Below are 20,437 nucleotides of genomic sequence, written 5' to 3'. Positions count from 1 at the left end.
CCGATGGCAAGACCTTAGGCGCGTCCCGGCGACCGTTCGGCCATGACCGATCGGCTTCCACCCCTCCACGAGACCCACGAGGCGCGCCGCGCGAAGTTCACCGACTTCGGCGGCTGGCAGATGCCGGTCGAGTTCGGGTCGATCCGCGAGGAGCACGCCGCGGTCCGAGAGTCCGTCGGCGTCTTCGACGTCTCGCACATGGGCGAGATCGAGGTGTCCGGCCCGGACGCGACGGCGCTGATGAACCGCCTGACGACCAACGACGCGGCGGCGCTCGACCCGGGCGACTCGCAGTACGCGGCGATCACGGACGACGAGGGAGTCATGCTCGACGACACCGTCGTCTACCGGCTCCCCGACGGGGTCGCGGCCGGGACGGGCGCCGACGCGCTCGCCGACATGGACCGCGACCTCGACGCCCCCGGCGGCGACCCCGCGTACCTCTTCGTCCCGAACGCGGGCCACGACGACCAGATGACCGACCGGTGGACGGAGTACCGCGACGAGGCGGGGCTCGACGCGACCGTCGCGAACGTCACCGACGACTGGGCGATGCTCGCGGTGCAGGGCCCGGACGCGGCCGACGCGGTCGACGACGCGACCCCCGCCGACCGCGTGGTCGGCCTCCCGAAGTTCGAGGCGACGGTCGCCGCGGTCGCGGGCGCCGACAGCTGGGTCGCCCGAACCGGATACACCGGGGAGGACGGGTTCGAAATACTGTGTCCGACCGACGCGGTCGAAGACGTCTGGTCGGCGTTCGCCGGCGAGGGCGGAGCCGAGCCGGCCGCACAGCCGTGCGGGCTCGGCGCGCGAGACACCCTCCGGACGGAGATGGGCTACCTCCTCTCCGGGCAGGACTTCGACCCCGACGACGAGCCCCGAACCCCCTACGAGGCGCGGATCGGGTTCGTCGTGAAGCTGGACACGGAGTTCGTCGGCCGCGACGCGCTCGAGCGACAGAAGGCGGAGGGGGTCGACGAGCGGTTCGTCGGCGTCCGCCTCCTGGAGCGCGGCGTTCCCCGCGGGGGCTACGCGGTGACCGACGGCGACCTCACTCGGATCGGACACCTCACCTCCGGGACCATGAGCCCGACGCTCGACGAGCCGATCGGCCTCGGCTACCTCCACGAGAGCTACGTCGAGCCGGGGGCCGAGGTGAGCGTCGTCGTGCGCGGCGACGAGAAGCGCGCCGAGATCGTGATCCCGCCGTTCCTCGACCGGTAGCCGTCCGGCTACTCGCGGTCACCCGTCGGCGTCGCCGCCCTCGCCGCCGAACTCCTCCGCGTACACCCGCTGTATCACCATGTAGAGTCGCCAGTGGTCGACGCCGAGCCGGTCCGCCAGCGTCCGGGCCGCGTCGAGGTAGCGGTCGTACGCCGCCGGCGTCATCGGGTCCGGATACACCGGGTCGAGGTCGGTGAGCGCCGCGACGACTCGCCACTCGCGGTCGCCGACGACGAGGAACCGGTCCGGGTCGAGGAACCAGAGCAGCGCGGAAGCGATCGCGACGTCGACGCCGGGCAGGTCCGCGAGCGCNNGCGCTCGCGGGTCGCCGTCGCCGCCCTCCTCGGGGGCCGCCTCGTCGAGCGCGTCGATCGCGTCCCACATCGCCCCGCGGAGCTCGCTCGGGTCCGCGTCCTCGACGGCCCCCTCGACCGCCCGACGCTCTTCCTGGTCGATCGCGTCGACGCGGCGCCGGAAGTACCAGCGGACGACCCACTCGACGTCCCGCCTGCCGTAGTCGCCGGCGCGGAACGCGTCCGGGAGCGTCTCGATCGACTCCGCCTCGACCGGGTGGAAGGGGGCGGTCTCGCGGTACGTCTCGACGTGCTCGTCCACGCGCGCCTCGACGTCGGCGAGTGTCGTGTCCATACCGGCCGAACGCCGGCCGTCGACAAAACGGTTCGGCGGGCGTTGGCGGCGAGCGTCCGGAGTGCGAGCGTGCAGCGAGGGGGCGTTGGGAGCGGGCGTCCGGAGTCCGAGTCGGCCTTCGCGGGCGCGCCGCGCCCGCTCACGACGCATCACACTGTTGAAACGACCGATACACTGATGCAGGAGGCATCACAAATCGTGATATATGACTGCACGTCAGGGTGAGTACCATGTCGACTGAGGGAGACGAGGCGGTGAAAACGATCTGCCCGTACTGCGGCGTCGGGTGCGGGATCAAGGTGAACCAGGGCGACGACCCCGGCGACGTAAACTTCATGCCGTGGGGCGAGGCCCCGGTCAACGAGGGGCGCGTCTGCATCAAGGGCGGCGCGGCGACGCAGGTCGTCGACCACGATGACCGTCTCACGGAGCCGCTCATAAAGGAGGACGGCGAGTTCCGCGAGGCGACGTGGGAGGAGGCGTACGACCGGATCGTCTCGGAGATGGAGCGTATCCGGGACGACTACGACCCCGACGCGATGGGCTTCTTCGGGTCCTCGAAGACGATGAACGAGGAGAACTACCTCCTCCAGAAGCTCGCGCGCCGGTACGGCACCAACAACGTCGACAACTGCACGCGGATGTGCCACGCCTCGACGGTGTGGGCGCTCCGGACCAGCCTCGGCGCGGGTGCGATGACGAACAGCATGGAGGACCTCGAGGAGGCGGCCGACGTGTTCTGGATCCAGGGGGCGAACCCGGGCGAGCAGCACCCGATCGCCAACAGCCAGTACTTCCGGCAGGCCGTCCTGGAGGGCGCGACCGTCATCCAGGTCGACCCCCACGCGAACAAGACGACCCGGTCGTTCGAGATCGACGAGACCGACCGGCACATGCACCTCCAGTTGAACCCGGGAGCCGACATTCCCCTGCTCAACGTCGTTCTGAAGACGATCCTCGAACGCCACGAGGAAGAGCCCGACGCGGGCTGGATCGACGAGGAGTTCATCGAGGAGCGCACCGAGGGGTTCGAGCACTTGAAAGAGACGCTCGCGGACTTCGACAAGGAGGCGGCCGCCGAGGAGGCGGGCGTCCCCCTCGAGGACATCGAGCTCGCCGCGGAGAAGTACGCGATGGCGAACAACGCCGCCATCTTCACCGGGATGGGGATGAGCCAGCACACCTGCGGCGTCGACAACGTGCAGAACGAGATCAACCTCGCGCTGATCACGGGGAACCTCGGCCGGCCCGGCACCGGCGTCAACCCGCTCCGCGGCCAGAACAACGTCCAGGGCACGTGTGACGTCGGTGCGATGCCGAACGTCCTACCGGGCTACCAGCTCGTCGACGACGACGAGGCCCGGAAGAGCGTCGAGGACGTTTGGGGCTTCGAGGTGCCCGACGAGCCCGGGCTCACGAACGTCGAGATCTCCCACGAGGCGGGCCACTCCGTCCACGGCCTGTACGTCATGGGCGAGAACCCCGTCATGAGCGAACCCGACGGCAACGAGGTCGAAGAGCGGCTGAAGTCGCTGGAGTTCATGGTGGCCCAGGACATCTTCATGACCGAGACCGCGAAGTTCGCCGACGTCGTCCTGCCGGCGACGACGTGGGCCGAGCGCGGCGGCACAGTCACCAACACCGACCGCCGCGTCCAACGGATGCGCGGCGTCGACACGGTCCACGAGAACACGAAGCACGACCTCGACATCCTGATGGAGGTCGGGAGCCGCCTCTTCAGCGAGGACGAGTTCCGCTTCGAGGACGCCGAGGCCGTCTTCGAGGAGCTCCGCCGGGTGTGTCCGAGCTACCACGGGATGACCTACGACGCGCTCGGCGAGGAAGGGATCCAGTGGCCCTGCTACGAGGAGGGCGACGAGGGCGATCAGTACCTCTACGAGGACTCCTTCGACACGGAGAACGGCCTCGGTCAGATCGAGGGCGTCCGCCACCAGCCGCCGGCCGAGGTGCCGGACGAGGAGTACCCGCTGATCCTCACCACCGCGCGACTCGAGGAACACTACAACACGGGGACGATGAGCCGGCGCTCGCCGACGCTGTCGCGTCAGCACCCGGAGAACTTCGTCGACGTCCACCCGAACGACGCCGCGGAGTACGGCATCGAGGACGGCGACGTGGTCACGCTCCGCTCCCGTCGCGGCGAGATCGAGGTGAAGGCGCAGGTGACCGAGGACATCAAGGAGGGCGTCGTCTGGACGACGCCGCACTTCGCCGCCGCCTCGGCGAACCGCCTCACGAACGACGTGCTGGACGACCGCGCGAAGATTCCGGAGTACAAGGCCGCGGCGGCGGACATCGCGGTTACCGTGACAGACGGCGGGGAGTCCGCGGACGACGCGGAGCCCGCGGACGACTGACGGGACGGACCGCTCCCGTCCGCACCGGGACCGTCGCTTCCGGCCCGCCGTCGCCTCGCCCGGAGCGGTTACCCGTCGATCGCCCGCTTCGTCTTCTCGACGACCTCGACGTCCGCGATCCGCGTGTCGGGGTAGCCGCCGTCCGCGTCCTTCTCGGCGGCCTTCACCATGTCCCAGACCGTGTTGAGCCCGGTGGTGACGCCCTCTAGCGCCTCCATCTCACAGCCGGTCTTGCCGGTCGTCTCCACCGCGACGGTCAGCTCGATCCGGTCGTCGCCGACCGCGAAGTCGGTGTCGACGTTCGTGATCGGGATCTGGTGACACATCGGGATCGTCTCCCACGTGTGTTTGACGGCCTGCACGGCGCCGATCCGAGCTGTCGCGAGCACGTCTCCCTTCCCGACCTCGTCGGCCTCGACGGCCGCGATCGTCGAGGGCGTCAGTCGGATCTCGCCGCGCGCGACCGCGAGGCGGCTCGTGTCCGGCTTCGCGCCGACGTCGACCATCCGGACCTCGCCGGAGTCGTCGGTGTGGGTCAGCTCGTCGGTGGCTCCGTCGGCGGGCTCGCGCTCGTCACTCATCACGCATCGCCTCGGGAAGCCGGTCGGGTAAGTCCGTCGCCACGAGGCCGTTCCCGCGGGCGGCGGCCGCGGCGTCGCCGGCCCGCCCGTTGACGTACGCCCCGATCGCGGCCGCCCGGAACGGGTCGGTGACGGCCGCCAGCGCGCCGACGGTCCCGGCGAGCACGTCGCCCGTTCCGCCGACCGTCATGCCCGGGTTCCCCGTCCGGTTCAGTCGCACGGCGTCGCCGTCGCCGTCGCTGATCACGTCGACCGCGCCCTTCACGAGCAAGGTGTGACCGAGGTCGGCGGCGAACGCCCGAACGAGCGCCGCGCGCTCGTCGGGGTCGGCCGCGGTCTCGCCGCCCATCCCGACGAGTTCGCCCTGATGGGGCGTACAGACCAGCGTCGCGTCGGTGTCGACCTCGGGGACCGCGCGGAGCGCGTCGGCGTCGACCACGGCCCGGCCGTCGTAGCCGGCGAGGAACTCGCGGACGAACTCCAGCGTGGCGTCGTCGTCGCCCAGTCCCGGCCCGAACACGACGACGTCGTTGTCGGCCGCCAACTCCGCGACGCGGTCGACGTGGGCCGGGGCGACCCGGCCGCCCGGGAGCCCGCGGACGATCAGGTCGGCCGAGTACCCCTGCACCTCGCGCGCGACGGTCTCCGGGCAGGCGACGCGCACGAGGTCGGCGCCGGCCCGGAGCGCGGCCCGCGCGGCCAGCGACGGCGCGCCGGTGTAGGGGCCGCCGCCGACGACGAGCACCTCGCCGTTCTCCCCTTTGTGCGAGTCCGGGTCGCGACCGAGCGCGAGCAGGTCGCCGGGCCCGGTGTACCGCTGCGCGGCCGCCGGGATCCCGATGTCCGCGACCGTCACCGCGGCGTCGAGCGCGCCGAGCCCCGGCTTCTCGTCGTGGAAGGTGACGACGCGGTCGGCCTCGACGCGACGGCCGGCGTCGGCCCGGCCGTCCGAACCGCCACCGGCTCCCGTCGGCTCGCCCGTGTCGGCGTCGATCCCGGAGGGGACGTCGACGGCGACGACCGTCGCGTCGCTCCCGTTCGCCAGCCGCGCCGCCGTCCGCTCGGGCTCCCGGAGCGCGCCCGTGACCCCCGTTCCGAGCATCGCGTCGACGACGACGTCGGGGTCGCCCAGCGACAGGTCCGCCGAGTCGGTGACGGTCTCGGTCGGGATCTCGGCCGCGTCGAGCGCCGCCCAGTTCTCCCGCGCGATGTCGCTGCGGATCGATTCCGGCCGGCCGAGCAGGTGCACCGTCGCGTCGTACGCGGAGAGGAACCGCGCGGCGACGAACGCGTCGCCCCCGTTGTTCCCGCGCCCGCACAGCAGCGCGACCTCGGCGCCCGAGTCGGCGACGGCCCGGACCTCGCGAGCGACCGCGTTGCCCGACGACTCCATCAGCTGCTTGCGCGGCACGCCGAGGGCGGCGGCGTTGGCGTCGACCGCGGCCATGCGTTCCGTCGATATCATGCCTCTGGATCCGCGCCCCGTCGGATTAAGCGTGGGGTCGCGGCGAGGTAGCGGCGAGCGGGCGGCGAGGGGGCGGCAAGGGACGGCCGCAGGCCGGCCCCGGCGACTCGGTCGCGCTCGGAATGAAAATGTTGAAGCTTTTCGGTGGGGAATCCGGGAGACAGAACCCGTGCGACCCGCTGCACATCCAGACGCGCCGACGCGGCCCGACCGGCTCCCGTCCGCCGCGGACGCGGCGGTCGGCGGATCGGCTCGTCAGAACGTCGTCCGCACCCCTCCGCAGAGCGGTCTCCGGCGGACGACACGCGAACGACGGACCCTCGTATGAACATCGGATTCTTCACAGACAGCTACTTTCCCGGCGTCGACGGCGTCACCTACACGATCCGCGCGTGGCGGGATCGCCTGGAGGACCGGGGCCACGACGTGTTCGTCGTCTACCCGGCGAGCAGCCACGAGCCGGACGAGCGGGAGATCCCCGTGCGGTCGCTGCCGAACCCCTTCTACCGCCAGTACCGGGTTCCCGTCTACCGCCGGCTCTCCACGCTTCCCGACCTCGACGTGGTCCACTGCCACGGTCCCGCGTCGACCGGACTGATGGGACGCCGGTACGCGAAGAAGCGCGGCGTGAAGTCGGTGTACACCCACCACACGCCGGTCGAGGACTACTTCGTTCAGGGGCTGAAGCTGGAGTCGCTCTCCGACGTCGCCGGGCGCCTGTACGTCGCCTACGAGAACCGGTTTCTCAGCTCGTTCGACTGCGTCACCGCGTCGACGTCGCGGATCCGGCGGGACGTGGCCCCGCGAAAGCTCCCCGTCGGTATCGAGATGGAGACGTTCCGCCCCGTCGAGGACTCGCGGTTCGAGCGCGACGGGCCGACCGTCGGCTACAGCGGCCGGATGACCCGCAACAAGAACGTCGACGAGATACTGCGGCTGGCCGAGCGGATGCCGGACGTGTCCTTCGAGCTCGTGGGGAAGGGCCCGGTCCGTGACGCCCTCGAACGCGACGCCCCGGACAACGCCCGGTTCCGCGACTTCCTCCCGCGCGAGGACCTGCCGGCGTTCTACTCCGCGCTCGACGTCTTCGCCACGGCCTCGACCTGCGACACCCTCGGCCTCTCGACGCTGGAGGCGAACGCCTGCGGGACGCCGGTCGCCGCGGCCGACGTCTCCCCGTTCGACGAGACCATCGGCGGGGCCAACGGCGCCCGCTTCGCGTACGGCGACCGCGACGACATGGAGCGCGCGGTCAGGGACTGTCTCAACGGCGATCGGCGGACTCGGGAGGCGGTCGAGGGGTTCTCCGTGACGCGCACGATAGACGAGCTCGAGTCCATCTACGGGGTGTCCTCGTAGATGGGGGCGGACAACGTCGACGTCTTCCAGCGCCTGGTGTTCAGCGTCCCGCCGCTGAAGGTGCAGATACCGGCGCTCGTCGGGCTCAGCGGCGTGTACAGCCTCCTCGCCTTCGTCGCGTTCTCGACGTTCACGCCGCTCTCCCCGGCGCCGTCCAGCGTCCTGCCGGTCGCGGTCCTCCTCTTCCTGCTCCCCTTCCTGTTCGCCGGGGAGCTGTTCCACCGGCTGCTGCCTAGCTACCCCCGGTCGTGGAGCTTCTTTCTCGCCGCCGTCAACCAGTTCGTCCTGTTCGTCTACTCGCTGGTGCTCTCCGGCGCCAACGACGTCGGGAACGTCTGGAGTATCGTCTGGCTCCTCTTCATCACGATCTACCTGATCAACATCCTCGCGCTCGTCGTCTCGACGGGGATCGACCGCTACAAGCGGATCCTCCTCGTGTCGCTCGCGGAGCCGGCGGCGCTGATCGCGGCCTTCTACGCGTTCGCGGGCGGCGACCTCGGGTTCTCGACGTACCGTCACGTGTTCGCGTTCGCGTCGCTTTTGATCGCGGCCGCGTTCCTCGTGTCGGTGCTCGCCCTCGTCGACTACCTCATCCGGAGCAACACGGACGTCTCCGCGTTCGCGCTCACGTCCGGGATCCTCCGCAACGACCGGGAGTCGTTGGACCTCGGCGTCGAGGCCGAGCCCGTCGTGGAGACCCTCGCGATCGACAACGGGCGACGGCTGACGCTCGCCGCCCCGTGGGTCCACCCCGGGCCGCTGGGCGGGTTCGGGGGCGGTCAGCTCAGCGGGAACGTCATCGAGGCGCTGAACGAGGGCGAGAGCCACGGCTTCTTCCTCCACGTCCCGTGCACGCACAAGGAGGACCTCTCGAACCCGACCGACGCCCGGAAGATCCTCGACGCCGTCGCCGATCCCGACGGCGTCGGTCGCGCCTCCAGGCTCGTCCACGAGGACTACGGCGAGATCGAGTTCTACGGGCGACGGATCGGCGACAAGCAGGTCGTCTACCTCCACAGCGAGGGGATCGACGACTACGACACCGGGGTGTTCATGCGGGACGTCGACGAGTCCGAGGTGCTCTTGGTCGACCTCCACAAGCACGACATCCAGGACGGACCGACGAAGGAGGTGCAGTACGGCTCCAGCGAGGCCGACCGACTGAAAGACCGCTTCGACGACTTCCGCGAACGGCTCGCCGAGGAGTCGCTCCACGGCTACGCCGCCGGGTTCGCGGTCGAGCGCACCGATCAGGACATGATCGCGGTGGTCGAGACCGTCGACGGCCAGGACGTGCTGACGATCGGGATCGACACGAACGGCGTCACGCCGGACATCCGCGAGATGGAGGACCGCTGCGGGGAGGCGTTCGACGAGGTCCTCGTGTTCTCGACGGACACCCACGCCTCGATCTACGAGCTCGCGAACATGAAACAGTCCAACGTCGACGCCCTCGAAGCGGCGATCGAGCGCGCACTCGACGACGTCTCGCCGGCGACGGTCGGGCTGGAAAGCCGGAAGACGGACCCCCTCAAGCTCCTCAAGAACGACTACAACGGGCTCGTGTTCAGCGTCAACATCCTCATCCGGCTGACGGTGATCGCGCTGCTGGCGCTGTACGCGCTGCTCGTGCTGTGGCTGTTCTTCTGAACGAGCTAGACCGCGGGCGATCGTTCGGAATACGGTACGCGTCGCCGCCGTGGACGGAACCGAGGCCACAGGTCCGGAGAGACCCGACGACGGCCGCGATGGATTTAGGTTGTCTCTGACACATGTGCGCGCATGACACGACTGACGGGCGAGGCGCTCGACGACGCGGCGATCGAGTCGTTTCTCGAAACGCAATCGGTGGGGACCCTCTCGTTGGCGAAGGGGAACGAGTCCTACGCTATCCCGGTGTCGTTCACCTTCGACCCGGACGACCGAGACGTCTACTTCAGGCTCGGATACGCCCCGGGAAGCCGCAAGCGGGAGTTCATCGACGCGACGGAGCGCGCGACGTTCGTCGTCGCCGCCGAGACCGAGGCGGGCTGGAAAAGCGTCCTCGCGCGCGGCGAGCCGGAACACCGCAGCACCGTCGACGACTTAGACACTCACCGCCCGAGCGACCGCTCGGTCAGTCAGGCCGAGCGCGAGATGGAGATCCCGTTTTATCACGTGTTCGACGCGCCGGCGGACGCGGTGTTCGCGCTCGTGCGGCTCCAAGCCGACGAGCTGACCGGCGTCGTGGAGGCCGACGGTCGCTGAGGGCGAGCGCAGGGACCCCCTCTCCTCTCCCACCGACGGGACGCTGGTCCGGGTCGTCGCGCGCCTCGCTCACCGCATCGCGTCGATCCCGAGCGCCGAGACGGAGATCCCGCCGATCAGCGTCGGGAGCCAGTAGACGGCGCCGCGGAACACGAGCACGGCGGCGGTGACGGTCGCCGCGGCGACGCCCGTGGTCGGGACGAGCAGCGCGACGAACGCCGCCTCGATCCCGCCCAGTCCGCCGGGCAGCGGCGTGGCGCCCGCGACGTACGCCAGCGGGACCGCGAACAGGGCGACCTCCGGTGCGATGGGACTGCCGACGGCGGCGAACGCGACCGCGAGCGCGGTCGCCTGGAGCGTCCACCCCGCGAGGGAGAGCCCGACCGCGGCCGCGAGGCGCCGGGGTCTCGTGCCGACGCGCTCGATGTCCTCGAAGAAGTTGCGCAGGCGCGTCGCGAGCGCCGTCTCGACCGCGGCGGCGTCGAACCGCCGCAGCCGACCGAGGAGTCCGCCGACGGCGGCCGGGAGGCGGTCGACGAGCTCCCGACGGTAGCGCCAGCCGAGCGCGATCGCGGTCGCGATCGACGCGATCAGCGCGACGGCGACGGCGACGGCGACCTCCAGGCGCTCGCCGATGGCGGCGGTGGCGGCGTAGGCGCCGACCCCGAGGAAGACTAAGGAGATCGAGGGAACGACGTTGAGCACGTCGACGCTCGCGATGCCGACGAGCCCCGTCTCGTATCGCGAGCCGGACACCTTCGCGATGAGCGCCGCGGTGACCGGCTCGCCGCCCGCCTGTCCGAAGGGCGTGACGTTGTTCGCGAAGACGGCCCCCGCGTACACGAGGAACGACGTCGCGACCGGGAGGTCGACGTCGAGCGAGCCGAGCACCGTCCTGAGCATGAGGCTCCACGCGATCAGCCAGCAGAGCGCGAGCCCGAACGTCGCCGCGACCAGCCAGGGGTCGGACGCCAGCAGCGCGTCGACCACGCGGCCGGCGCCGACGACCGCGAACAGCACCGCGAGAATCGCGACCGCCGCGGTCCCGCCGATGACCAGTCCGCGCCGGCGGTTTCCGTCCATACGGTGCGGTGCGTCGGTGGCGAACTTGAAACGTCTGATCGCGACCGTCCGGCGATTCCGGGACGGCGGCCGACCGAGCACCAACAAGAATACAACCGTCGGTGGAGAAGCGTCGCGCAACCTATGGAAGACCAGCGGTTCCTCGAGTCAGAGTGGGACTACTGTCTGGTCCTCGACGCGTGCCGCTACGACGTGTTCGAGGACGTGTACGACGAGTACCTCGACGGCGACCTCGAGAAGCGCTGGAGCGTCGGCTCGTCGACGCCGGAGTGGGCTTACCGGACGTTCACCGGCGACCACGACATCGCCTACTTCTCCGGCAATCCCTTCATCAACGACCTGGGAATCCCGCTGAACGAGCTGAAGTGGGGCGCGAGCTGCGACTACGAGTGGACCGCCTCCGAGCACATCAGCGACATCCACGACGTCTGGAAGACCGGGTGGGACGACGACCTCGGCACGGTCCCCCCTGAGGGGATCGCGGAGGCGTTCCGGAACAACGCCGAGGCGGTCGAGCGGGCCGACCGCACGGTGCTCCACTACATGCAGCCGCACGCCCCCTACCTTTCCCGCGGGAAGGGCCAGAAGCTCAAGCAGATACAAAAGGGTATCAGAGAGCAGGAAGCGGAGGAGGCGGCCGGCGACGACGACGACGGCGGCGGACTCCTCTCCTCGCTCAGCGACACGGTCCGGCCCAAGATCGAGAGCCGGCTCGACGACAGCGAGTTCGCGCAGAAGGCGGGGCTGTGGCTGGAGCTCGACCCGGCCGACCTCGTCACGGACGGCACGCGCGTCACCGCGCTCCGCCTCTACGAGGAGAACCTCCGGATCGCCCTCGAATCCGTCGCGGAGCTGGTCGAGGAGCTCGACGGGACCGTCGTCGTCACCGCCGACCACGGCGAGGCCTTCGGCGAGGAGGGCGTCTGGGAACACCACATCGAGACGCACATCCCGCCGCTGATGGAGGTCCCGTGGCTGGAAGTGAACTGAACGCTACGGAGCCGACGCCGGCGTCGCCCATCGCGGTCGCGTCCGCGACCGTCGCCGACTCGACCGCCGCGGACTCGACCCCCGTCCCGTCCTCGATTCCCCGATGAAGGTCAGCCACTACTTCGAGTTCGAAGACCACGTCACGGGCGGGATCCGCGAGTCGGTCGTCCACCAGCGGAAGATGCTCGACCGGGTCGGCATCGAGTACACCACGGCCCCGACCCTCGACGCCGACGTGCTCCACTGCAACCTGATGGGACCGCGCTCGGCGTGGTACGCGAAGCGCGCGAGCGACCGCGGCGTTCCGGTCGTGGCGCACACTCACGTCACCGCGGAGGACTTCGGCGACAGCTTCCGGTTCACGAACGCGCTCGCGAAGCCGCTCCGGCCCTACCTGCGCCGGGCGTACGGGCTCGCCGACGCGCTCGTCTGCCCCTCGGAGTACAACCGCGGCGTGATCGAGGGGTACGCGGACGCCTCGACGACCGTTATCTCGAACGGCGTCGACCGCGAGAAGCTGGCGGGCTTCGAGTCGCTCGAAGCGGAGTACCGCGAGCGGTACGACCTAGAGCCGCCGACCGTCTTCCTCGTCGGCCACGTGATCAAGCGGAAGGGGTTAGAGACGTTCGTCGATGTCGCCCGCGCGCTCCCCGACGTCGACTTCGCGTGGTTCGGGCCGCTCGACCTGTCGCTGAAGGGCCGCGAGACGACCCGGCTCATCGAGGAGTCGCCCGACAACTGCAGGTTCACGGGGTTCGTCGACGACGTCCGGGGCGCGTTCGCCGCGGGCGACGTGTTCCTGTTCCCGACCCACGAGGAGAACGAGGGGATCGCGCTGCTGGAGGCGATGACCGCCGGCAAGGCCGTCGTCGTCCGTGACATCGAGACGTTCTCGTGGCTCGACGACGGCGAGGACTGCCTCAAGGTGGACCCCGTCGACGCCGACTCCGAGACCGAGGCGTTCGCGGACGCGATACGTCGGCTTTCGGACCCCGCGCTCCGCGAGCGACTCGGGGCGAGCGCGGCCGCCCGCAGCGAGGCGTTCTCGCTCGACGCCATCGCGGAGCGGTACCGGTCGCTCTACGACGGGCTGATCTGAGGGCCGATCGCCCGCCCTCGGGGGTTTCGGTCACTCGCCGGCAGTGTTGTCCAAACCGCAGTTGGTTTGACCCTGAGCGTTCTCCGTGCAGGTAACATGACACGCGTGAGCGTCATCGGCTGCGGGAACATGGGGGGTGCCCTGTTGCGCGGCCTCGCGAGAACCGACTCGTATCACCTGACGGCGATCGACCTCGACCCGGACGCGCTCGCGGCCGTCGAGGACGCCGCGGACGAGACGACCGACGACGTGGCGGCGGCGAAAGAGGCCGACGTCGTGGTCCTCGCCGTGAAACCGGACGTCGCCGAGCACGTCCTCGCGGACCTCGACTTGGGCGCCGACCAGCAGCTCGTGACGCTGGCCGCGGGGCTCCCCCGCGAGTTCGTCGCGGAGCGGACCGCGGCGAGCGTGGTCCGGATCATGCCCAACCTCGCGGCGGAGACCGGCGACATGGCCGCGGCGGCGACGAACGAGGGCCTCACCGACGAGGTCCGCGCGATGCTCGACGACGCCGGGGAGTTCGTCGAGGTCGACGAGTCGCTGATGGACGTCTCGACCGCGGTCAACGGGAGCGGTCCCGCCTTCGCTTTCTACCTCATCGACGCGGTGAAGCGGGCCGGGATCGACGGCGGCCTCGAGCCCGAGCAGGCGGAGACGCTCGCCGCGCAGACGTTCAAGGGCGCCGCCGAGACCGTCCTCCGGGACGACCGGAGCGTCGACGAGCTGATCGACGCCGTCTGCTCGCCGAACGGGACGACGATCGAGGGGATGGAGGTCCTCTGGGACAGCGACGCCGACGAGGCGGTGGTCGACGCCGTCGCGGCGGCCGAGGAGCGCTCGCGGGAACTGGCCGAGGCGTTCGATGACGAGTGACGGCGTCGCGGTCGGGGCGGTGGACCCGGACGCCGTCGACCGCGCGCGGACCGCGGCCGCCGAGGCCGACCGCGTGGTCGTGAAGGCGGGGACCAACTCCCTCACCGACGATGACTCGCGGCTCGACCGCGTGAAGCTCGACAAGCTCGTCGCCGACGTGATGGATCTCCGCCGGCGCGGAAAGGAGGTCGTCCTCGTCTCCTCGGGCGCCGTCGGCGCCGGCATCGGTCGGCTCGGTAACGGCGGCGGGACCGCCGCGGTCGACGTCGACATCGACCGGGGAAGCGACGTGATCGACGAGCGCCAGGCGCTGTCGACGGTCGGTCAGAGCCTCCTGATGCGCCACTACACGCAGAGCTTCGACCGCTACGACCAGCCGGTCGCGCAGATCCTCGTGACCGGGGCCGACCTCGACGCGCCCGAGCGGTTCGACAACTTCACCAACACCGTCGAGACCCTGCTCGAGTGGGGCGTCGTCCCCGTCATCAACGAGAACGACGCGGTCGCGACCGACGAGCTGCGGATCGGTGACAACGACATGCTGTCGGCGTCGGCCGCGATCGCGCTCGACGTCGACCTGCTGGTCACGCTCACCGACGTCGAGGGGGTGTACACCGGGAACCCGAAGCGCGATCCGGACGCGACCGTCATCGAGGCGGTCGGAGCGAACTACGACGCGGTCCGGGAGCTGGTCGGCGACAGCACGGCCACCGACTTCGGCGGGATACAGACGAAGGTCGAGGGCGCCCGCGACGTGGCGGAGAGCGGCACCCCCGGAGTGATCGCCGGCTCGGCGACCCGGGACGTCTTAGAGCGGATCGCAGCCGGTAAACCGACGGGCACGCTATTCGTCCCGACAGCGGGTGAGACGAATGAGTGAGACAACGGAAATCGAGCGCGACACGGACGAGTTGGTCGAGCGGAGCCAGCGGGCCGCCCTGCGGCTCGCCAACGCCGACGAGGCGACCCGGGACGACGCGCTCCGGGCGATCGCCGACGCGCTCCGCGCGAACGAGGCCGAGATCCTCGACGCGAACGCGCGGGACGTCGAGGCGGCCGCGGCGATGTTGGAGCGCGGCGAGTACACGCAGGCGCTCGTCGACCGCCTGAAGCTCGACGCCGCGAAGCTCGACGACATCGCCGGGATGGTCGAGTCCGTCGCCGAGCAGACCGACCCCCTCGGTCGGACGCTCGCGGCCCGCGAGCTCGACGAGGGGCTGGAGCTGTACAGGGTGTCCGTGCCGATCGGCGTGGTCGCGACCGTCTTCGAGTCGCGGCCGGACGCGCTCGTCCAGATCGCGGCCCTCGCGCTGAAGTCCGGCAACGCCGTCATCCTCAAGGGCGGCAGCGAGGCGAGCGAGTCGAACCGCGTCCTCCACCGGGTGATCCGCGAGGCGACCGCCGACCTCCCCGACGGGTGGGCGGGGCTCGTCGAGGCCCACGAGGAGGTCGACCGCCTCCTCGAACGCGACGACGCGGTCGACTTGGTGATGCCGCGGGGGTCCTCGGAGTTCGTCTCGTACATCCAAGACAACACCCAGATCCCCGTGCTCGGCCACACGGAGGGCGTCTGTCACGTCTACGTCGACGACGACGCCGACCTGGAGATGGCCGCCGACGTCGCGTTCGACGCGAAGGTCCAGTACCCGGCGGTGTGTAACGCGGTCGAGACGCTGCTCGTGAACGAGGCGGTCGCGCCCGACCTACTCCCGGAACTGGTCGACCGCTACGAGGCCGCGAACGTCGAGCTCCGCGGTGACGCCGCCACCCGCGAGATCGTCGACGTCGGCGCGGCGACCGACGACGACTGGGACGCGGAGTACGGCGACCTCGAACTCTCGATCAAGCTCGTCGGCGACGTGTTCGAGGCGGTCGACCACGTCAACGCGCACGGCTCGAAACACACGGAGTCCATCGTCACCGAGGACCGGTCGGCAGCCGACGCGTTCATGACCGGCATCGACGCCGCGAGCGTCTTCCACAACGCCTCGACGCGCTTCGCCGACGGCTACCGCTACGGGCTCGGCGCCGAGGTCGGCATCTCGACCGGCAAGGTCCACGCGCGCGGCCCGGTCGGGCTGGAGGGGCTCACCACGTACAAGTACTACCTGGAGGGCGACGGGCACCTCGTCGCGAGCTACAGCGGCGAAGACGCGCTCCCGTTCTCGCACCGCGAGCTCGACGCCGAGTGGGAGTTCGGCGGCTGAGAGACGCGCTCACACCACCGTTTTTCGTCGATTCTCGTTCCGTGCGTTCGCGTCCCAGTCCGCTTCGGATTCGGGCACTATTTTATATAGCGATATGCGGTTTATGGGACTGGTCTCGGACACGTTTCTGACCCCGTGTGCGAGTCGGAATTTTGGCGCACTCCGGAATCATTACCCCGCGCGCCCGCACAGCGTGGGACATGGCCGACTCCGACTGGGGCGACTGGCTGCCGCGCGCGGTCGCGGACGCCGACCCCGACACGGTTGCGCTGTGGTACTTGGGCTGTAACGGCTTCGCGATCAAGGGCAGCGAGGGCACCGTCCTCTGGATCGACCCCTACGTCGGGACGGGCGACCCGCCGCGCACGGTCCGGATGATCCCGGTGCCCTTCGACCCCGCCGACGTCGACGTGGCGGACGCGGTGCTCGCGACCCACGAACACACCGACCACGTCCACGGCCCCTCGCAGGCGCCGATCCTCGCGAACACGGACGCGGACTTCGTCGCCCCCGACGACTCGCTCGCGGTCGCGCGAGAGGACGAAGAGTGGACCGCACACTGGGACGTCGACGGGGAGGCGTTCCTGGAAGTGACCGAGGGCGACGAACTGCGGATCGGCGAGTTCACGGTCCACGTCGTGGCAACGCACGACTCGGACGCCACGCACCCCGTCGGCTACGTGATCGAGCACGACGCCGGCACCGTCTTCCACGCCGGGGACAGCAAGCCCTCGGCGTCGTTTCCTGCCCTCGCCGACGAGTTCGACATTGACCTCGGGATCCTCGCGTTCGGTTCCGTCGGTAACATCGCCGACAAGGAGACCGGCGAGCCCGTCCGTACGAAGTGGTACAGCGACGAGAACGAGATCGCGAAGGCAGCGAGCGACCTCGAACTGGACCGGCTCGTCCCGACGCACTGGGACATGTGGAAGGGGCTGACCGCGGACCCGACCGCGCTCCACGACCACGTGCGGAGCTTCGAACACCCGAACCGGCTGGAGATAGTCGAGATCGGCGACCGGATCGACCTGTAGGCGGACCGGCCGAGACGGGCGAAACGACTCCCCCACCCGGGGTTATCAACCCCGAAACCCGGCCCGTGGAATTTAAGCCCCTGCTCCGGGAGGGACTGATTATGAGCGAACGGACGGCAGAAGCGACGACGACCGTCGGCGAGGACGGTATTCGCGTCGAGAAATCCTTCACCGACGACGCGTTCCCCGTACCCGCGGTGATGTACGAGCTCTCTTCGACCCGCGAAGAGCCCGTGCGCGTGCGCATCGTCGACCGGATCCCGGAGTCGTTCCCGATGGACCGCATCGGGTTTCACCCGGAGTACGAAAGCGAGAACTGGACGGCGTACAAGGACCACCGCGTCGAGTTCGAGCGCGTGCTCGACCCGGGAGACGAGATCGAGACCGTGTTCGGCATCCGCGACGACGATCCGGACCTCGACGGCTTCCTCGGCACGCCGGTGATCGAACACGTCCCGGTCGGCGAGGAGATCGAGGACGTCCTCGGCACCGGCGACACCGACGCCGTCAGGGAAGTCCTCTCGGGCGACCGCGCGACCCTGCCCGGCATGGAGGGGTCGGTCGCGGAGGGGGAGGGCGCGGGAGCGGCCGATTCCGACGCGGAGGCGGACGCGGAAGCGGAGACCGTCACCGAGGCGGATCCGGAAGCGGAGACCGCCGCCGAGGCGGACGCCCCGGAACCCCGGACCGTCACCGCGGGCGGCAGCGCGGCGGTGACGATGCACGACGAGACGGGCGACGACGGAGTCGACGACACGGAGCAGGCGGCGGAGTCGAGAGCGGATGACACGACCGAGGCGAGCGACGCTGACGAGGCGGCCGAAGCGGCCGCAGCGACAGACTCGACAGACGCCGACGACGCGACCGACGCCGACAAAGCGACCGAAGAGTCTCCGGAATCGGACGAGTCCGCCTCCGACTCCGCCCCCGATCCGTCGCCCGAGAGCGGTCTCGCGGCCGCGCTGGCGGCCGAGATCCGCGCCGGCGACGTCGCTGACGAGGACCTCGAGACCATCGGCGAGGAGCTCGACGTCGGCGTCCCGCGGAGCGTCGACGTCCGCATCTCGCGGCTCCAGTCGAGCGTCGCCGACATCGAGGCGTACGCGGACGCGCTCGCGGAGTTCATCGACGGCGAGGGGACGGCCCGTGAGATCCTCGACGAGCTCGACCGAAAGGTGGAGACCGTCGAGTCGGAGATGGCGGCGCTCGACGACAGGGTCGACGCGGCCGACGCGGACCGCGATGACCTGCGCGAGACGGTCGGTCGGGTGGACGACTCCGTCGAGACCGTCTCGACGGAGGTCGACGGCGTGACCGAGCGCGTGGACGGCGTTTCCGAACGCGTCGACGGCGTGACCGAACGCGTCGACGGGGTCGAATCGACCGTCGAGGACGTCGAAGCCAGCGTCGGCGACGTGGAGGCGACGGTCGAGGAGGTCACCGACGACGTCTCGCGGATCGACGCGGAGACGGACGCGCTCGACGAGGCGCTCGACGACGTCGGCGACGACGTGGAGACGCTGTACGAAGAGGTCGACGACGCCGCCGCCGCGGCAGAGGCGACGGCGGACCGCGTCGAAGACGTGGAGTCCCGGCTGGGCCGCTTCGACGAGGAGTTCGACGACCTGTGGGACGACCTCGCGGAGGTCGACACCCGGCTGACGGAGATCGAAGACCGGCTCGGCGAGGACATCGACGACGTCGAGACGGAGCTCGAATCCATCAACGACCACCTGGAGGAGCTCGAGGCGTTCCGCAAGCGGCTCAACGAGGCGTTCGGACCGTAACGGCGCCCTCTCGACCGAATTCGCTCTGTTCGTTCGTTCCGATCCCGACCGCTGTTCCCGTCGGATCGCCGTTCTCCCCCGACCGAAAGCGCAACCCGTTTTAGCCGCGGTGACGCAACTCGGGTAATGAGCGAACCGGTACCGGTCGCCGTCCCGCGGAAGGGCCGGCCCCTCGAAGCGGTCCTCGAACGGATCGCGGCCGTCGGCCGCGAGGACCGGCTGGAAGGGCTCGCGGACGGCGTGAGCAACACGCTCCGCTACGAGAAGGCGATCACGAAAGGCCGCGTCGAGGCGGACGACGGCCCCTACGAGCGGCTGGCCGAGTACTCGGACCCGCACGCCGCGTCCGAGCCGGAGTTCACGCTGCTCCGCGACGACCGGGACGGGAAGCCCCGCCGCATCGTCTTCGACGCGGCGACCGTCGACCTCGGCGATGTCAGGCTGAAGCTCGTCGGCCGCGAGGAGCCGTTCCGCGCCCTCCGGACCCATGAGTTCGCGCTCGGATTCGATTCGGCGGACCTCGTGCTGGAGGAGGTCGTCGGGATCCGCCCGGAGGGGCTCGGCGAGATCGCCGACATCAACGAGCGGATCGACCCGGTCGACACCGACGTCCGCGTCGTCAACGGGCTCGGTGACACCGTGTACCACACCCTGATGGCCCGACCGGAGCGGATCCAGCCGGGGACCGACCTCGACCGCGCGTTCCTCGCCGGCTACGAGGGGCCGCTCTGTATCTCGCCTCGGTACGAGCGGCTCGTTACCGCTGTGTTGGGGACGGACGCGCTCGACGGCGTCGAGTTCGTCTACCCGGACCCCGACGAGGAGGAAGAGGCGGGCATCGCCCGGGCTGGCGTCGGCGTCTATCTCACCGTCACCGGGTCGACCGCCCGCGATCACGGCCTCGTCGTCGGGGAACACCTCTTCCCGAGCGAGACCGTCCTGATGCGGAACGCGGTCGAAAGCGACCCGCGGGTCGAGCGCGCGATAGCTGCCCTCGACGTCGAGGACGCCGCCTCCGAGATCCGAATCTGATCCCCACTGTTTCTATAGCGACATACGATACATCTGTTGCGGACGACCCGTGAGACGGGGCCCTCTGCTTCTTCAGTGAGGAGGCGCCAACTCTCATGCCGGGTGAGACGACGAGAGGACCCCTCAGTGTGAGGGACGGGCACTCGCTCCGGGAGCCGACCAGGGCCGGTCGACGCGGCGCTGTGCGCTTCTCAGCGGCGCGGTGGTCGCAGTGGGAATGAAAACTCGAAGGGGCGCGTCTCGACGCGTAGGCCAAACCGAAAAGCGAGAGCGCGGCCTCCTGAGCGAGAGGTTCTACTCGAATTATGTTCCGCAGTATCCGGCGGTTTTGAGAACGGCCCCTATAATATATCCCATATTCTAGGACTAATAGACGATCAGTAAGTCCTAGAAACCAAGATACACACATCTTGGCGCCGCATCGAGAGAC

General features: G+C 69.8%; 17 protein-coding genes. 13 read left to right on the top strand and 4 right to left on the bottom strand.

The window, feature by feature from the left end:
• Window positions 1–42 precede the first annotated feature (42 nt).
• Window positions 43–1,224, top strand: coding sequence for a glycine cleavage system aminomethyltransferase GcvT (gcvT, locus tag DJ74_RS06970; protein WP_094526779.1), 1,182 nt, complete (start codon window positions 43–45; stop codon window positions 1,222–1,224).
• Window positions 1,225–1,242: 18 nt separating this feature from the next.
• On the opposite strand, the gene DJ74_RS06965 is transcribed toward gcvT, so the two are convergent.
• Entirely contained in the window at window positions 1,243–1,872 is a 630-nt protein-coding gene (locus DJ74_RS06965) for a hypothetical protein (protein WP_094526778.1), read from the bottom strand.
• Window positions 1,873–2,102: 230 nt separating this feature from the next.
• Here DJ74_RS06965 and fdhF point away from each other — a divergent pair, with 230 nt between their 5' ends.
• Complete coding sequence (gene fdhF / locus DJ74_RS06960; RefSeq protein ID WP_094526777.1) at window positions 2,103–4,250, top strand: formate dehydrogenase subunit alpha; 2,148 nt, start codon at window positions 2,103–2,105, stop codon at window positions 4,248–4,250.
• Between the two features lie 68 nt (window positions 4,251–4,318).
• Here fdhF and moaC read toward each other — a convergent pair whose 3' ends face one another.
• Both moaC and DJ74_RS06950 read right to left on the bottom strand, forming a co-directional pair.
• Window positions 4,319–4,831 (bottom strand): cyclic pyranopterin monophosphate synthase MoaC, encoded by a 513-nt coding sequence (gene moaC, locus DJ74_RS06955; RefSeq protein ID WP_094522332.1) that lies wholly within the window; start codon window positions 4,829–4,831, stop codon window positions 4,319–4,321.
• On the bottom strand, window positions 4,824–6,296 hold the full coding sequence (locus tag DJ74_RS06950) for an NAD(P)H-hydrate dehydratase (RefSeq protein ID WP_094526776.1): 1,473 nt from the start codon (window positions 6,294–6,296) through the stop codon (window positions 4,824–4,826). The genes moaC and DJ74_RS06950 overlap by 8 nt, the downstream gene beginning before the upstream one ends.
• 324 nt (window positions 6,297–6,620) lie before the next feature.
• Between DJ74_RS06950 and DJ74_RS06945 the strand changes: the two genes are divergently transcribed.
• The 3 genes from DJ74_RS06945 to DJ74_RS06935 all read left to right on the top strand — a co-directional run bounded on the left by DJ74_RS06945 (window position 6,621) and on the right by DJ74_RS06935 (window position 9,902).
• Entirely contained in the window at window positions 6,621–7,655 is a 1,035-nt protein-coding gene (locus tag DJ74_RS06945; RefSeq protein WP_094526775.1) for a glycosyltransferase, read from the top strand.
• Complete coding sequence (locus DJ74_RS06940) at window positions 7,656–9,305, top strand: DUF2070 family protein (protein WP_094526774.1); 1,650 nt, start codon at window positions 7,656–7,658, stop codon at window positions 9,303–9,305.
• Window positions 9,306–9,437: 132 nt separating this feature from the next.
• Window positions 9,438–9,902, top strand: coding sequence for a pyridoxamine 5'-phosphate oxidase family protein (locus tag DJ74_RS06935; RefSeq protein WP_094522336.1), 465 nt, complete (start codon window positions 9,438–9,440; stop codon window positions 9,900–9,902).
• 69 nt (window positions 9,903–9,971) lie between these two features.
• Here DJ74_RS06935 and DJ74_RS06930 read toward each other — a convergent pair whose 3' ends face one another.
• Window positions 9,972–10,985 carry a lysylphosphatidylglycerol synthase transmembrane domain-containing protein gene (locus tag DJ74_RS06930; RefSeq protein ID WP_094526773.1) on the bottom strand — a complete coding sequence of 338 codons (1,014 nt, stop codon included), beginning with the start codon at window positions 10,983–10,985 and terminating at the stop codon, window positions 9,972–9,974.
• A 123-nt stretch (window positions 10,986–11,108) separates the two neighbouring features.
• Between DJ74_RS06930 and DJ74_RS06925 the strand changes: the two genes are divergently transcribed.
• The 8 genes from DJ74_RS06925 (at window position 11,109) to DJ74_RS06890 (ending at window position 20,007) form a co-directional block, all read left to right on the top strand.
• Window positions 11,109–11,975 carry a hypothetical protein gene (locus tag DJ74_RS06925; RefSeq protein ID WP_094522338.1) on the top strand — a complete coding sequence of 289 codons (867 nt, stop codon included), beginning with the start codon at window positions 11,109–11,111 and terminating at the stop codon, window positions 11,973–11,975.
• Window positions 11,976–12,078: 103 nt separating this feature from the next.
• Window positions 12,079–13,074, top strand: a complete 996-nt coding sequence (locus tag DJ74_RS06920) for a glycosyltransferase family 4 protein (protein ID WP_094526772.1) — start codon at window positions 12,079–12,081, stop codon at window positions 13,072–13,074.
• A gap of 96 nt (window positions 13,075–13,170) precedes the next feature.
• Entirely contained in the window at window positions 13,171–13,947 is a 777-nt protein-coding gene (gene proC / locus DJ74_RS06915; protein WP_094526771.1) for a pyrroline-5-carboxylate reductase, read from the top strand.
• Complete coding sequence (gene proB, locus DJ74_RS06910; RefSeq protein ID WP_094522341.1) at window positions 13,937–14,827, top strand: glutamate 5-kinase; 891 nt, start codon at window positions 13,937–13,939, stop codon at window positions 14,825–14,827. The genes proC and proB overlap by 11 nt, the downstream gene beginning before the upstream one ends.
• Window positions 14,820–16,154, top strand: coding sequence for a glutamate-5-semialdehyde dehydrogenase (locus DJ74_RS06905; protein WP_094522342.1), 1,335 nt, complete (start codon window positions 14,820–14,822; stop codon window positions 16,152–16,154). The genes proB and DJ74_RS06905 overlap by 8 nt, the downstream gene beginning before the upstream one ends.
• Window positions 16,155–16,354: 200 nt before the next feature.
• Window positions 16,355–17,188, top strand: coding sequence for an MBL fold metallo-hydrolase (locus DJ74_RS06900; protein ID WP_094526770.1), 834 nt, complete (start codon window positions 16,355–16,357; stop codon window positions 17,186–17,188).
• A 101-nt stretch (window positions 17,189–17,289) separates the two neighbouring features.
• On the top strand, window positions 17,290–18,975 hold the full coding sequence (locus DJ74_RS06895) for a hypothetical protein (protein WP_094526769.1): 1,686 nt from the start codon (window positions 17,290–17,292) through the stop codon (window positions 18,973–18,975).
• Window positions 18,976–19,101: 126 nt separating this feature from the next.
• Window positions 19,102–20,007 carry a hypothetical protein gene (locus tag DJ74_RS06890; protein ID WP_094522345.1) on the top strand — a complete coding sequence of 302 codons (906 nt, stop codon included), beginning with the start codon at window positions 19,102–19,104 and terminating at the stop codon, window positions 20,005–20,007.
• Window positions 20,008–20,437: the final 430 nt, after the last annotated feature.

Source organism: Halorubrum sp. Ea8, from assembly GCF_002252925.1.
Taxonomy (GTDB): domain Archaea; phylum Halobacteriota; class Halobacteria; order Halobacteriales; family Haloferacaceae; genus Halorubrum.
The sequence above is the reverse complement of the archived record's forward strand: the minus strand, read 5'-3'. Positions and strand labels throughout refer to the sequence as shown.

What these genes read in the sequence shown, in the direction of transcription:
- DJ74_RS06950 (WP_094526776.1), bottom strand. Translation starts at nt 6,296, where the DNA reads ATGATATCGACGGAACGCATGGCCGCGGTCGACGCCAACGCCGCCGCC.
- fdhF (WP_094526777.1), top strand. Translation starts at nt 2,103, where the DNA reads ATGTCGACTGAGGGAGACGAGGCGGTGAAAACGATCTGCCCGTACTGC.
- proB (WP_094522341.1), top strand. Translation starts at nt 13,937, where the DNA reads ATGACGAGTGACGGCGTCGCGGTCGGGGCGGTGGACCCGGACGCCGTC.
- DJ74_RS06905 (WP_094522342.1), top strand. Translation starts at nt 14,820, where the DNA reads ATGAGTGAGACAACGGAAATCGAGCGCGACACGGACGAGTTGGTCGAG.
- DJ74_RS06920 (WP_094526772.1), top strand. Translation starts at nt 12,079, where the DNA reads ATGAAGGTCAGCCACTACTTCGAGTTCGAAGACCACGTCACGGGCGGG.
- DJ74_RS06935 (WP_094522336.1), top strand. Translation starts at nt 9,438, where the DNA reads ATGACACGACTGACGGGCGAGGCGCTCGACGACGCGGCGATCGAGTCG.
- DJ74_RS06945 (WP_094526775.1), top strand. Translation starts at nt 6,621, where the DNA reads ATGAACATCGGATTCTTCACAGACAGCTACTTTCCCGGCGTCGACGGC.
- DJ74_RS06900 (WP_094526770.1), top strand. Translation starts at nt 16,355, where the DNA reads ATGGCCGACTCCGACTGGGGCGACTGGCTGCCGCGCGCGGTCGCGGAC.
- moaC (WP_094522332.1), bottom strand. Translation starts at nt 4,831, where the DNA reads ATGAGTGACGAGCGCGAGCCCGCCGACGGAGCCACCGACGAGCTGACC.
- proC (WP_094526771.1), top strand. Translation starts at nt 13,171, where the DNA reads ATGACACGCGTGAGCGTCATCGGCTGCGGGAACATGGGGGGTGCCCTG.
- DJ74_RS06940 (WP_094526774.1), top strand. Translation starts at nt 7,656, where the DNA reads ATGGGGGCGGACAACGTCGACGTCTTCCAGCGCCTGGTGTTCAGCGTC.
- DJ74_RS06890 (WP_094522345.1), top strand. Translation starts at nt 19,102, where the DNA reads ATGAGCGAACCGGTACCGGTCGCCGTCCCGCGGAAGGGCCGGCCCCTC.
- DJ74_RS06930 (WP_094526773.1), bottom strand. Translation starts at nt 10,985, where the DNA reads ATGGACGGAAACCGCCGGCGCGGACTGGTCATCGGCGGGACCGCGGCG.
- DJ74_RS06895 (WP_094526769.1), top strand. Translation starts at nt 17,290, where the DNA reads ATGAGCGAACGGACGGCAGAAGCGACGACGACCGTCGGCGAGGACGGT.
- gcvT (WP_094526779.1), top strand. Translation starts at nt 43, where the DNA reads ATGACCGATCGGCTTCCACCCCTCCACGAGACCCACGAGGCGCGCCGC.
- DJ74_RS06925 (WP_094522338.1), top strand. Translation starts at nt 11,109, where the DNA reads ATGGAAGACCAGCGGTTCCTCGAGTCAGAGTGGGACTACTGTCTGGTC.